Consider the following 12,814-nt stretch of genomic DNA (forward strand, 5'->3'; position numbering starts at 1 on the left):
AGCGCCGTTGCGCGTTACCCCATCACTGTAGAGCAGTTCGTCGCCGCCGATTTCTTCGATGGCATCGGGCGTCGAACTCACCAGCCAATAGCCGGCATCGGGATAGCGCTCGCCCCAGAGCCAGGCCGGGTCCGGCCGGAAAAGGATGCGTTTGCCCGACGGATCGAATTCGATCTGCCCGCCCGCGTCATATTCGCGCTCGCCGAGCACGACATGACCAAACACCAGGAAGCGACACGGCTTGCCCTCGACGGAGACAGTCCACTGCATCGCCGCATCCTCGCCGGAGGCGACCGCCGACACGATGATCGTGCGTTCGGGGAGGCGATAGATCCAGCGGCAATCGCTGAGCCCCATTTCGAAAGCCGACGGCACCGCCAGAAGCTGCCAGCCGGCGCCGACATCCGCCATGATGCGTAGCCCGCTGGCGCGGGTCAGATTGTAGGGGTCGCGGGAGACGGAAAAGAGCTTGTGAAAGGACGTATTGCCGATCGTCAGCTGGGCGGCGAAAATGCCCTGCATCCAGCAGGTCGCGGCAAGCGTCGCATCGTCGAGCAGCATGTTTTCACCGCTTCTGACGATCGCGCCGTGACGGCGCGCCACCATGAGCTCCTTGTCGCGCAGGACCACATGGCGGTTCAAAACGCCGTCCGGCACGAAAAACGAGAGAAGCTTTCCATCGACGCGCTCTTCCAGGCTCCGCTCCGGATAGAGGTTGCCGATCGCCTTTTTGTCCAGTGCCTCGGCCTTCAGCAGGGCAGCATCCTGGAGCAGGCTGCGGACCGGTGCTCCCTCCTCGATATCGGCGGCCGCACTGTCTGTCGCCGCGAGCTCGTCAAGCCGTGAAAGGTCGGCATCGCTCGACGCCTCAGGATGATCGGCGGCGAACACAGCAAAGAAGGTCGCGGTCGCGCCACTTGCCGACACGGAGAGCGATTTCGACTGAATGGCGGGGCACGCCGTCTCCTGCTGCCGCCGTTTGCTCGGCAGGTTGGTGCCGAAGGGGCCGACCAGCAGGTCGTCGAGGCGGTCGCTCGCCTGCACCAGCTGGATCGCATCGGTGGCATAGGCAGCCGCGCCATCGAGGCAGCCCTGCGCGAGCCAGGGGTTGCGGGCGCCCGACTGCTTGAGATTTTGCCGGTTCATCACGACAGGGCCGAAGGTCTCGTGACCGGCGATATGATGATCGACATATTGAGAGGCATAGGCTTCGCTATTCATCAGGAAGCCGCGATCGCCGAGACCGACGTCCTGGATCAGCACCAGATCGACCGGCAGCGTTCCGTCCTTCAGATGCCGGATGGAGACACGCCAGAACCAGGCCGTTTCGGCGGGATGAAGCTCGAGGCGGACGGTGTAGCCGATATCGCCTCTCTTGCCGCTCCAGGAGAGGCTCGTCGCATCGTGCCCGAAGCTGCCGTCGGCGCGAGACCCAACAAGCTCGACGACATCAGGCGCAGCCCCGCCGACGCGCAGATAAAGGCGACTGACGCCGCCGGTAAGCGGCGAGCCCTGGATCTGGTTGATCTGCACTGATCCCTTGTCGTCGGCGTATTCGATGGCAAACAGGGTGCCGTTCGGCAAGGCCGATATCGACAGGCCGGAACCGTTGCTGATCGTGAAGAGACCAAGCTCATCGCGTCGGGGCATTTGAAAACTGCGGTCAAGGTCCGTGGCCATTGAGATCTCGTCGATTGGCTTCAGAAGGGAACTTGAGGATGACGCAAAATGGTTGAGAGAAATCTTACTACTATCGCCGGTTCTCGATTAGGTCCTTGAAAGACAGGCCAGCCGATATCACTTGATGTTCAATTCGAAAAGTTGCACCGAGAGGTCATTGCCAAGCGTCAAAGGAACTGAGGTCGCCGGTGATGATGATGCCGTGCGGTTGCTCAATGGCGCCACACGGCGGGAACGGAGTTCCCTATCGGTTAAGTTCAAGGCAAACTGGGACGGAAAGCGCTGATTCCGTCTGTGCGTGCTACTTGACGCAACTCGCGGCTCCCATTCAACGAGGTGACTATTGACGCAGTTCTTCGAAACCACTCAAGGGATCATGGTAATGGGAGCATTCATTGGCGCTGGCGGTTTAGCCGCTGGCTCCCTGCTTCCCATCGTCATTCGACTTGCGAAGTCTGGGATCAACCGGCGCCCGAAAGCCGAGGTTAGAAACCTAGCGATGCTGACGGTGCTGGCCCTAGATGATTTTGTCGGAGCCAGCTACGCGGCCGTTCACGACATGCCCGAGTTCAATCCCATGGATGAAGGCGAATTCGCGTTTCACGTTCGCGATCCAACCCTTGCACTTCCGCACGACGCAAACTGGGGACTTTTTAGTACCGAGCTTTCAGAAGAAATTTTGTGGTTGTCGAACCGAGTGAAGACCCTTTCTTATGCGTTGGATAGTCTCGGCCTATCCAAGCCCGGATACGATGGCTTCTTCGAGCGACGCCAAGAAGGTTATGCTGGGCTGGCGGCTGAAGCGATGGACATTATTGAGCGTATGCTCGAAGAGTTTGACCTCACCCTGCCTGCCAAGCCAGATTATTATCGCCAGCGGGAAGGTCTCGTTTCAGCTATCCAAAAGGCTGGAGAAAACAACTCGCGGCACCCAAAGGCGCGCGCTCTCGCGCACCCGAGTGGGTCGAATGTGCTGCAACTGTTCCCAAAGGCGAACGACGACGCCGAGTAAAATCAAGCGAAATCGTCGAACCCGATCAAAGGCATTGCGTCCTCACGCATGGCCTCTTCTCCATAGGATGGCTCGTTTCATCGCGGCCTAGTTCGGCGCCGGATCGACGCCATCTAAAAAGTTCTAGATCCAGGGCGCGGCAGCAGCCTTCAAGATGCCATCCTCCACGGCTCCTTCGGCTGGATGATCCGCCGCTGCATAGCTGCATTGCACAAAAAATGTTTTCCAACTGGTCAAAAAAGGAGCATGGTGAATGTAGCTGATGCAACACGACGGCTTTCCTCCCAGTTCCGTCGTTTCAGCTGTTCCCCTCTGGAGGTTTATACCTTCACAACTAATGGGCCACGGTTTTCCGTCGGCCCACTTTTTTTGTCTGCGAAAATCACGCGTTGCCGCCGGGGTTGATCGACCGGCATCCAATTCCCAGGCGCTGGCTTTGGTCCTATAACCGTAATTCAGTCATCAATAGAGTTTTTTGAGACCGGAGCGATATGCGAGCCACGCCGTGGCGACGCGGACGTAAAAGTGGCCGACGAAGCCAAGCAGGGGACACTGCTTTAGGAGTTCGGCTCCTGCAGAGAAAGCGACACAGCGGTGAGGGTTTGATGGCAGAACGAATGTCTGAACGCGCCAAGGGTGACATCGACGCTATCTTGGAACGGCTCTATCGGGTTTCCCCGGAGCTGGATAGAATTGCCGCCGACTGCGAGAGAGCTTTGCGGCTCAATGCTGAAGCAAGAGGCGATTACATTTCGCCACGAACCATGCAGGCGTTTGCCGAAATGCGCGATGCCGTAAGCACGCTATATGGCGCGGCGCAGAATGCGATGAAGGAAGCCGATAGGTTCTTTAAGCCGAAATCGTAGGTTAGATTTGCTGCCATTACGCGATAGGACCATGGAGCGGCACAGCTGATGAATTCAACCACTCGCCAAGTTAACCGTTCATCTTCGGGAGCTTAAACAACGAGGAGCTCCGCCCAACCTTAGCAGCGGCCTCTCAGGCTCCGGCCCTAAGCTTCAGATCAGATGTACGAACGGATCACCTTGCAGAATGTCATGAAACGCCCAGGTAAAACTGGAAAACGGCCATCGCGGCTTGCGGCTGTGATCTTTCGGGCTGAATGCGCTATGAGCGGACCACGGCAGCCGGGTGTGGAAAACAAATGACCACAATCACCATCGACGATGCACTCAACCACGCGGGAGCAGGACGATATCAGCGACGGCTGATGGCCATCTTCGGCTTGGTCTGGGCAGCTGACGCCATGCAGGTCATCGCGGTGGGCTTCACAGCGGCTTCGATCGCCACGAGCTTCGAACTAACGGTGCCGCAGGCGCTTCAGACGGGCACGGTGTTTTTCCTAGGCATGTTTTTGGGCGCAATGGGGTTTGGCAGGCTTGCCGACCGGATCGGCCGCCGCGGCGTTCTGATCGCGACTGTCTCCTGTGATGCCGTCTTTGGCACGCTGTCGATATTCGCGCCAGACTTCACCTTCCTCCTGTTCATGCGCTTCCTGACCGGAGCAGCGGTCGGCGGGACGTTGCCGGTGGACTATGCGATGATGGCCGAATTCCTGCCGGCGAAGAACCGAGGCAGGTGGCTGGTGCTGCTGGAGGGTTTCTGGGCCGTCGGAACCCTGGTCGTCGCAATTGCAGCCTGGCTGCTCAGTCTATGGAACGTGGCCGAAGCCTGGCGGTTTATCTTTGCCGTTACAGCGGTCCCGGCGATTATCGGTTTCGGTCTGCGGTTTTTCGTGCCGGAATCGCCGCTCTATCTTCTGCGCAAGGGAAGGGGTGGAGAAGCAAAGGCGATCATCGACCGGATGATCCTGGTGAATGGCCGCCGTGCCCTGGGAGAAGAGGTTGACATAGCGCCTGCGACACCGACGCGTAGTGTCGGAATATTCTCCCACGCTCTGCGGCGTCGAACCATTCTGATCCTCGCGGTTTGGTTTCTGGTATCCATTTCTTACTATGGTGTCTTCACCTGGATGCCTCCGAAACTTGCCGGGGACGGCTTTGGCTTCGTTCGAGGCTACGGTTTTCTTGTGCTGATCGCGCTTGCCCAGATCCCCGGGTATGCGCTCGCTGCCTACGGAGTCGAAAAGTGGGGGCGGCGTCCAACGCTTGTGGCATTTTGCATCCTTTCCGCGATGGGATCCATTTTGTTCGTCGTCGGCTCATCCGCACTCTTGGTAGCGTCGTCACTGCTCATCATGAGTTTCGCGCTGCTTGGTACGTGGGGTGCACTCTACGCCTATACGCCAGAGCTTTATCCTACTGCCTCCAGGGCAACCGGAATGGGTGCCGCCGGTGCTATGGCTCGGCTTGGAGGGCTGCTTGCGCCATCGTTGATCGGTCTTTTTGTGACTAAAGATTTCGGCCTGGTCATCGGGATTTTCGCTGCGTTGCTGCTGTTGGCAGGTGCTGCAGCCTATTTCATCGATGCCGAGACGCGCAGTGCTAAGCTAGCCTAGAAGCCGTTTGGCCGATGCGTTGGCTTCCATCTCAGGATCGCGGGGGGTAGGTCTCGTCAACCCTGGTTTTCACGTTGACGTTGGCCGCCTGGCAAAGGGCACCGAGAGCAGGGCGCAGCCGGTCAGGACGGCAATCACCATCCAGGCTTCGTTGATCGCCTGGACGCTTGCCGCGGTCTGGACCAACGGATCGAGCAGCGCCGTGGTATCCGCGTCGAAGCTGCCACTATGCCCCGATATGGTCTGAAGAGGTGCGCCGACGAATGTCGCAGCCTCGACGTCGCCGGCTTGAAGGCGGGTCCAGAGGGCTTGTCCCAGCGGCTCCGAGCGCGTGTAGATGATGGTGTCGATGAGAGCGATGCCGATCGCCCCGCCGAGATTGCGCATCAGGTTGAAAAGGCCGCTCGCATCGGGAATGCGGTCTGGCGGAAGTGTGCCGAGCGCCAGCCGCGTCGGCGGCAGCAGGCAGAACATGATGGCGACGCCGCGCACGACCTGCGGCCAGAACATCGCGTCATAATCCGAACGAGGGTCCTGAAAAGCGCTCATCCCGACACCGATCGCAAAGAGCGCGAAACCGGCGGCCGACAGCAAGCGCGCGTCCATGCGCTTCTCCAGCGCGACCGCGATCGGCGCCGTGATCAATTGCGCGACACCGGTGACCAGCATCGTCATGCCGATTTGGAGGGCGTCGTGTCCCCTGATGAAAGCGAGAAAGACCGGCATGAGATAGACCGAGCCGAAGAGGCCGATGCCAAGCACGAAGCTTAGAACCGAACCGACGAGAAAGTTTCGATCACCGAAATTTCCGAGATCGACGATCGGCCGGTTTCTGCGGAGCGTTCGCCAGACGAAGACACCTCCCGATGCAAGGCAGACCGTCAGCAGGCTGAGCACATAGGCCGAGATCCAGCCGCTCGTCGGCGCCTCCTTCAGGCTGAGTTCCAGGCTCGTCAGCGCGGTTGCCATCAGTAGAAGCGACAGACCGTCGAGATGCCTGAGTTCGGACGGATCGGTCGCCTGCCTCGGCAAGGACCGTGCCGCCAGGATTGCCGAGGCAATGCCTGGAAGGATGTTGATCAGGAACAACCAGTGCCAGGAATAGGTTTGCGTCAGCCATCCGCCGACGATCGGCCCAACAGTCGGGGCCAACACCGCGAGAACGCCGGCGATCGTCGTCGCAAGCGCCTGGCGCTCGTTCGGGAAGAGAATGAACACGGCTGAAAACACCGAGGGGATCAAGGTTCCGCCGGAAAAACCCTGAAGCACCCGCCAGGCCACCAGCTCGCCGAAGCTGCCGCTCATCGCACAGCCGGCGGAGGCCGCGACGAACAGGCCGATGGCGGTAACGAACAGCCATCGCATCGTCAGGAGCCGCGTCAAGAAGCCGGTGAGCGGGATCGCCACCACTTCGGCAATGAGATAGGCCGTCTGTATCCAACTCATCTGATCCGGATCGATGCCCAGCGCCGACTGGATGGTCGGCAGCGATGTTGCCACCACCTGGACGTCGAGGATCGCCATGAACATGCCGACGCACATCGCCATGAAGCCGAGCCAGACGATGGCGGGCGTTTCATCAAGGCGGGCAAATTCAAGTCGTTCCGACATGCGATAATCCCGCGCGCTGCATTCTCCGCCCAGGGTGCCAAGACTAAGGCGGATCCTGTTTAAGATCGAGACGGTCGACGGCATGCCGCAAACAAAGACGTGGAGCGCAATTCCGCCGATGCCGACACCATAGTTCGGATGAGGACGGAAGCGATAGGGATCTGCCAACACAAATACGTCACCAACGCGACCAGCCGTCCTACGCCCGACGAGGTCTTCCTGCAGTTCGGTGCGCGTCGCTGAGAGCTGCTCCGGAGCGCCGCAGAAATTTCAAATCGGCAATTGACGTGCTGGCTGGAAACTGACTATCAATCTTAAATCAATTTGATTGACTTCAAGAACGACGGGATCGCGTGGGTGAGGTTGCTTTGATCAACTATGCCCTCGCGTCTTCCATCGGAGCCGGCTTTGCGGCAGCAATCGTTCCGCTCTCGGTAGTGCGCCGGAATGCTTATGATCCGATCTTCAAGAGGAAAGAGTGACCATGTCCATACCGCGACCAAAAGCCCTGCGGCTTGAAACCCTTTGGAACCCGCCTGCGGATGGCAAGGAATTTTCCTACGTCCTGCGCCTCAAGAACCTGGGCACCGAGCCGCTTTCGAATTTCTCGCTTTGTGTGAGCGGCCCAGGCCGCGTCGATCCCGCCGGGCGCGTCGAAGGCGCCACGGTTTCGCAGCGGCTCTCGAATTTCACCGAATTCCAACCGCCGGCCAATTTCGTTCTCGGCGCCGGCGAGACGTGGACAATCTCGGTCTACGCGCTGAGCTGGCAGTTCCGCCACTGGACGGACGGCGCAACGAGCGGCTATCTCGCTCTGGCCGACGGCAGCACGATCGTGCTCAGCATTGAGCCGACGCGATCTTCGGTCAGCAACGCGCCCTTGAAGCGTGGCGCCGAGATCTATCCGGTTCCCGTCAATGCGCCCGTTCAGGTGTCGATCATCCCCTGGCCGAACCATGTTTCGGTCACTTCCCGCCGGCCGCTGCCGGCCGGTTTTGCGCCGCAGGCGCAGAGCACTGAAGGGGAGGCGGCAACACGAAACTTCGCAGCACTGGTCGAGCATCTCTTCGCCGTCGAAGGCATCGTGCGAAGCGAGGCGGAAGGCGCGGTTCCGGTTGCCTTGAAGGATGCCGCCGGGCTCGGGCCAGAGGCCTACCGGCTGAGCTTCGAGGGTGAGACGATCACGATCGAGGCCAGCAGCCGGACCGGCTTCCTCTACGGCCTCGTCACACTCGGCCAGATCTGGCGCGGCGCAAGGCTGCATCCCGAGGTCTTCCAATTTCCGGCCGCAGGCGAGATCGTCGATGAGCCGTCGATGGGCTGGCGTGGGCTGCATCTCGACGTCGCCCGCCAGTTCTATGGCGCAGCCGAGGTCAAGAAACTCCTGGCGGTGCTTGCCTGGAACAAGCTCAACCGCTTCCACTGGCACCTTTCCGACGACGAAGCATGGCGCGTCGAGATCGATGCTTATCCTGATTTGACCGCGGTCGGGGCCTGGCGCGGCCACGGTCTCGCCGTTCCGCCGCTGCTCGGTTCGAGCCCGGCCCGCACAGGCGGTTATTACACCAAGGCTGCCATCCGCGAGATCGTCGCGCATGCCAAGAGCCTCGGCGTGGAGATTGTGCCGGAGATCGATATGCCCGGCCATTGCTACGCCATGCTGCAGGCGATCCCAGAGCTGCGCGATCCGGCCGAGGTCGGCAGCTATTATTCGGTTCAGGGCTTCCCGGACAATTGCATAAATCCGGCCCGCGAGAAGACCTATGAGATCGTCGAGACGATCCTTTCGGAACTCATCGAGCTTTTCCCCTTCAAGACCATCCATCTCGGCGCCGACGAGGTGCCGCTCGGCGCGTGGTCCGGCTCGCCGGAAGCGCTCGAACGCCTGCGTAGCGTGGCGGGCAACGAGGTTGCCGATGCGCATGCCAAGCGGCTGAACGTGGTGACCAATACCCATGGCGCCGACGACATCCACGGCTCGGGCGCCGCCATCCTGCAGGCGGAGTTCCTGAACCGCGTCCAGCACTTCCTTGCGAGCAAGGGCTGCATCACCGGCGGCTGGGAAGAGGCAGCCCACGGCGATGTCATCGACAAATCGAAGAGCTATCTCTGCAGCTGGCGCAATGTCGAGGTCTCGGCCGAACTTGCCGAGCGCGGCTATGAAATGGTCGTCTGCCCCGGACAGGTTTATTACCTCGACATGGCGCTGAGGCCCGACTGGGATGAGCCCGGCGCCAGCTGGGCGGGGACTTCGGACGCGGAGAAGCTCTACAATTTCGATCCCATCGGCGGCTGGACGGCGAGCCAGAAACAGAAACTCCTCGGCATCCAGGCCTGCATCTGGTCCGAGCCGATGACCGATCGCGCCGTTTTCGACCGCCTCGTCTTCCCCCGCCTTTCCGCACTTGCCGAAACCGGCTGGACGAAGCCGTCATCCAAGTCGTGGGAGCGTTTCAGGGCGCTCGCAGGACTGATGCCGCTGCTCTACGGACAACAGCAGTCGTAGCGCCAGGATTGGGTCGCGGGTTTTGATTTGAGGATCAGCCTTGCCATTGCCGGAGGCGGTGATGGCAAGGATACCGACATCGCTTTCAAGGGGAGTTGTCAGGTGCCGCGGGCAGCTCGCATTCGGGTGCGGCGATACGAATAGGACGGGTTCCAATCTCCGCGCCTGTCGCGCGGTCGATTGTGAGGGGATCGATCTCCGTTCCGGCCTCAGCGTCGAAGAAACGGGTGACTGCACCGCCGCTGCGATGCTTGCGGCCCCAGGCGCCGATCGCGAACAGCACCGGCAGAAAGTCGCGGCCGGCTTCCGTCAGCACATATTCGTCGCGCGGCGGACGCTCGGAATAGCGACGCTTTTCCAGCAATCCTTCCTCGGTCAGCGATGACAGCCGCCCCGTCAGCATTGTCGGGACGATGCCGAGGCTTTTGCGAAATTCATCGAAACGGGTCAGCCCCGCATGGGCGTCGCGCATGATCAGCATGCTCCACGCATCGCCGACGAGCGCCAGGCTGCGGGCGATCAGACAAGGCTGGTTCGAAAGATTCTTCATGTCGATATCTTTTTAGTAGTGACTTGCTATCAAATTGATAGTAACAGAATGCCCATGAACGTTCCACGACAAAATGAAGGCAGGCGTCGATGAACAAAAGAGAACGCGGCATTGCCCTGGTCACAGGGGCTTCTTCCGGCATCGGGCTGGTAACGGCGCAGGCCTTGCTACGCGACGGTTACCAGGTGTTCGGCACCAGCCGAAAGCCGATGGCCGACACCGCCGACGGCATCATCATGCTAGTCTGCGACGTCATCGACGATCAATCGGTGCAGGGCGCCGTCGACGAGGTTTTGAAACGCACGGGACGGATCGATCTGCTGGTCAACAATGCTGGGATCGGGCTGCTCGGCGGCGCCGAGGAATCGACGACGGCACAGGCCAAAGCCGTTTTCGACGTTAACGTCTTCGGCACGATGCGCATGACCAATGCGGTGCTGCCGGTGATGCGGCGGCAGCGCAGCGGTCGGATCATCAACCTGAGCTCGATCCTCGGGCTGATCCCGGCGCCCTTCAACGCGCTTTACGCAGCGACCAAACACGCGATCGAAGGTTATTCGGAATCCCTCGACCATGAAGTGCGCACGCAGGGCATCCGCGTCGTGCTCGTCGAACCGGGCGTCACGCGCACCTCATTCGAAGAGAACATCACACGGCCGGACCGGCCGCTAGCCGTTTATGATACAGTGCGCACCGATGCCGAGAAGCTGATGCGCGAAATCGTTTCGAAAGGCGATGCGCCCGAAGTGGTCGCCGCAACTGTCATCCGGGCCGCCAATGCGGCCTCGCCCAAGCGACGCTACACTGCCGGAAGGGCCGCAGGGCAGATCCGTTTCATCCGCCGCTTCCTGCCGGAGTCCTTCGTCGACAAGAGCCTCCGGAAATTCAACAAACTTCCCGGTTGATCCTGGCTTGCCGCATTGTCGGCTCTCGCAGAAAATGAAAGTTCGCCCCATGAAAGCATTCCTGATCGACCGCTACAAGAAAGGCGGCGCCCTCAGGCTCGGCCAGAGCCCTGAACCGCAGCTCCGCAAGAACGACGTCATGGTCGAGATCCATGCCGCCAGCGTGAATCCGCTGGATGCCAAGATCCGGGACGGAGAGTTCAAGCTCGTCCTGCCTTACCGGCTTCCGCTGGTGCTTGGCAACGATGTCGCCGGCGTCGTGGTCCGCGTTGGGGCCAATGTCAGGCAATTCAAACCCGGTGACGAGGTCTATGCGCGTCCTGACCAGGATCGCATAGGCACCTTCGCCGAGTACATCGCCATCGACGCTGCCGATGTTGCGCTGAAGCCTGCCAATCTCAGCATGGAAGAGGCCGCATCCATTCCGCTTGTGGCGCTGACTGCATGGCAGGCGCTGGTCGAGCGCGCCAAGCTGCAGAAAGGCCAAAGAGTATTGATCCACGCGGGCTCCGGCGGCGTCGGCACCATCGCCATCCAGCTTGCCAAGCATCTCGGCGCCCATGTGGCGACGACCGCCAGCACCGCGAACACAGCTCTGGTGAAAAGCCTCGGCGCCGACGTGGTGGTCGATTACAAGAAGGACGATTTCGAGACGATGCTGAAGGGCTATGACGTCGTACTGAACAGCCTCGGCAAGGAGACGCTGGAGAAATCGCTCAGCGTCTTGAAGCCGGGCGGCAAGCTGATCTCGATATCAGGTCCACCCGATCCCGATTTCGCCAGGGAAAACGGCTTCGGCTGGCTGCTGCAGCAGGTCATGCGCTTCTTGAGTTTCGGCATCAGGCGGAAATCGAAACGCCGGGGGATCGGCTATTCCTTTCTCTTCATGCAGGCAAACGGCGCGCAGCTCGGCAAGATCACCGCGCTGATCGAGGCGGGCGCCATCCGTCCCGTCATTGACCGGGCCTTCCCGTTCGAGAAGACCAACGAGGCGCTGGACTATGTCGAAACGGGACGCGTCAAGGGCAAGGTCGTGATCGCGGTGAAGTGAGGTCTGGAAATCCGATGAGTCCTCGGCTTAGCCGAGCGGCTTTTGCAGAATGCCGAAGCGCGGATTGGTTTCGAAAGAGAAGTGCGCTCGAGCGAAGGGGCTTCACTGTCGTTGCCGGTAGGCAGAGGGCGTAACGCCTGTGCCCAACTTAAATGCCCGTGTCATGTGGCTCTGGCTGCTGAAGCCGCAGGCCGAAGCGATCTGTGCGATTGGGTCCATGGCTGATAACATCGATTTGGCTCGCTCGACACGCCGGTGAGCCACCCAGCCATGCGGGGACACACCATAGCTTGCCCGGAACATCCGCTGAAAATGAAAAGCGCTGAGCTGCCCGATCGCCGCCAGATCCTGCAAGCGGATTGTCTCACCGAGATGGGCCTCGATATACTCCAGACTCCGGCGCCGGACATGAGGAGCGAGCCCGCCGCTGATCGCGCAGGGGCGCATCCCTCCATAACGCGGATCAACGAAGAAATCGTTGATCGCCTGCGTCATCGCTTCTTCAGCCAGCAGATGACCGCCCGCCAACATCGCTTTCGTCATCTGCCGAAGTGTGCGCGCCAAGGCGGGTGCATCCGCGAAGGTTAATTCGGGAAGAGCCATGAGCCGCGCATCGCGGTCAAACGTCTCGGCAAACATCCGGCGCATCTGATCGTCGGGAACATACAGATGGACGAATTCGGAGAAGTCGGTGATTTCCCATTCGGACGAGTGCTCCTGTGGCATGATGCACAGGACCCCCGGACGGCCGCGCGCGCCAGGGCTGCCATCCAGACGACGCGTTCCGGCGCCGCCTCTCAGATAAAGACTGAACGTATGACCGTTCGGCCGCTGATAGCTCATCCTGTCTTGTGCATTGCTCCAGATGGCGGCTGATCGCCCGAAACCCAAATCGATGGACTGTGACATCCGTGCAGTGGGAGATGCGGACAAAAACCTGAAAACCGAGGGGTGACTATATTTCACCAATTCTTCCCCACACATGACCATGCCGCGCGAACATTACCGGCGGACGACCCG

General features: G+C 60.4%; 9 protein-coding genes and 1 pseudogene. 6 read left to right on the forward strand and 4 right to left on the reverse strand.

The window, feature by feature from the left end:
- A pseudogene (locus tag FY112_RS38150) lies at positions 1-1,680 on the reverse strand (cellobiose phosphorylase); the annotation flags it as partial.
- A 343-nt stretch (positions 1,681-2,023) separates the two neighbouring features.
- On the opposite strand from FY112_RS38150, the gene FY112_RS29145 reads away from it, so the two are divergent.
- From FY112_RS29145 to FY112_RS29155, 3 genes are all read left to right on the forward strand, one after another.
- The gene (locus tag FY112_RS29145) at positions 2,024-2,692 is read left to right on the forward strand and encodes a hypothetical protein (protein WP_151519885.1); all 669 of its coding nucleotides are present in this window, start codon (positions 2,024-2,026) and stop codon (positions 2,690-2,692) included.
- A gap of 605 nt (positions 2,693-3,297) precedes the next feature.
- Positions 3,298-3,558, forward strand: coding sequence for a hypothetical protein (locus tag FY112_RS29150; protein ID WP_131720063.1), 261 nt, complete (start codon positions 3,298-3,300; stop codon positions 3,556-3,558).
- Positions 3,559-3,857: 299 nt separating this feature from the next.
- On the forward strand, positions 3,858-5,171 hold the full coding sequence (locus tag FY112_RS29155; RefSeq protein ID WP_131628898.1) for an MFS transporter: 1,314 nt from the start codon (positions 3,858-3,860) through the stop codon (positions 5,169-5,171).
- Between the two features lie 69 nt (positions 5,172-5,240).
- Here the strand turns inward: FY112_RS29155 and FY112_RS29160 are convergent, their stop codons facing one another.
- Positions 5,241-6,782, reverse strand: coding sequence for a DHA2 family efflux MFS transporter permease subunit (locus FY112_RS29160; RefSeq protein ID WP_151519886.1), 1,542 nt, complete (start codon positions 6,780-6,782; stop codon positions 5,241-5,243).
- Between the two features lie 484 nt (positions 6,783-7,266).
- Between FY112_RS29160 and FY112_RS29165 the strand changes: the two genes are divergently transcribed.
- The gene (locus tag FY112_RS29165) at positions 7,267-9,288 is read left to right on the forward strand and encodes a beta-N-acetylhexosaminidase (RefSeq protein ID WP_151519887.1); all 2,022 of its coding nucleotides are present in this window, start codon (positions 7,267-7,269) and stop codon (positions 9,286-9,288) included.
- An 85-nt stretch (positions 9,289-9,373) separates the two neighbouring features.
- On the opposite strand, the gene FY112_RS29170 is transcribed toward FY112_RS29165, so the two are convergent.
- Positions 9,374-9,838 carry a helix-turn-helix domain-containing protein gene (locus FY112_RS29170; protein ID WP_094088579.1) on the reverse strand — a complete coding sequence of 155 codons (465 nt, stop codon included), beginning with the start codon at positions 9,836-9,838 and terminating at the stop codon, positions 9,374-9,376.
- Between the two features lie 89 nt (positions 9,839-9,927).
- Between FY112_RS29170 and FY112_RS29175 the strand changes: the two genes are divergently transcribed.
- Positions 9,928-10,743 (forward strand): oxidoreductase, encoded by an 816-nt coding sequence (locus FY112_RS29175; protein WP_151519888.1) that lies wholly within the window; start codon positions 9,928-9,930, stop codon positions 10,741-10,743.
- A 49-nt stretch (positions 10,744-10,792) separates the two neighbouring features.
- Positions 10,793-11,794, forward strand: a complete 1,002-nt coding sequence (locus tag FY112_RS29180) for an NADP-dependent oxidoreductase (protein WP_094088581.1) — start codon at positions 10,793-10,795, stop codon at positions 11,792-11,794.
- Between the two features lie 102 nt (positions 11,795-11,896).
- Here the strand turns inward: FY112_RS29180 and FY112_RS29185 are convergent, their stop codons facing one another.
- The gene (locus FY112_RS29185; RefSeq protein WP_017957676.1) at positions 11,897-12,637 is read right to left on the reverse strand and encodes an AraC family transcriptional regulator; all 741 of its coding nucleotides are present in this window, start codon (positions 12,635-12,637) and stop codon (positions 11,897-11,899) included.
- Positions 12,638-12,814 lie beyond the last annotated feature (177 nt).

This window comes from Rhizobium sp. PEPV16 (assembly GCF_008919455.1).
GTDB lineage: Bacteria > Pseudomonadota > Alphaproteobacteria > Rhizobiales > Rhizobiaceae > Rhizobium > Rhizobium leguminosarum_Q.

Excerpts from the sequence above, each read along its gene's own strand:
- FY112_RS29150 (WP_131720063.1), top strand. The coding sequence starts at position 3,298 with ATGGCAGAACGAATGTCTGAACGCGCCAAGGGTGACATCGACGCTATC.
- FY112_RS29155 (WP_131628898.1), top strand. The coding sequence starts at position 3,858 with ATGACCACAATCACCATCGACGATGCACTCAACCACGCGGGAGCAGGA.
- FY112_RS29160 (WP_151519886.1), bottom strand. The coding sequence starts at position 6,782 with ATGTCGGAACGACTTGAATTTGCCCGCCTTGATGAAACGCCCGCCATC.
- FY112_RS29165 (WP_151519887.1), top strand. The coding sequence starts at position 7,267 with ATGTCCATACCGCGACCAAAAGCCCTGCGGCTTGAAACCCTTTGGAAC.
- FY112_RS29170 (WP_094088579.1), bottom strand. The coding sequence starts at position 9,838 with ATGAAGAATCTTTCGAACCAGCCTTGTCTGATCGCCCGCAGCCTGGCG.
- FY112_RS29175 (WP_151519888.1), top strand. The coding sequence starts at position 9,928 with ATGAACAAAAGAGAACGCGGCATTGCCCTGGTCACAGGGGCTTCTTCC.
- FY112_RS29180 (WP_094088581.1), top strand. The coding sequence starts at position 10,793 with ATGAAAGCATTCCTGATCGACCGCTACAAGAAAGGCGGCGCCCTCAGG.
- FY112_RS29185 (WP_017957676.1), bottom strand. The coding sequence starts at position 12,637 with ATGAGCTATCAGCGGCCGAACGGTCATACGTTCAGTCTTTATCTGAGA.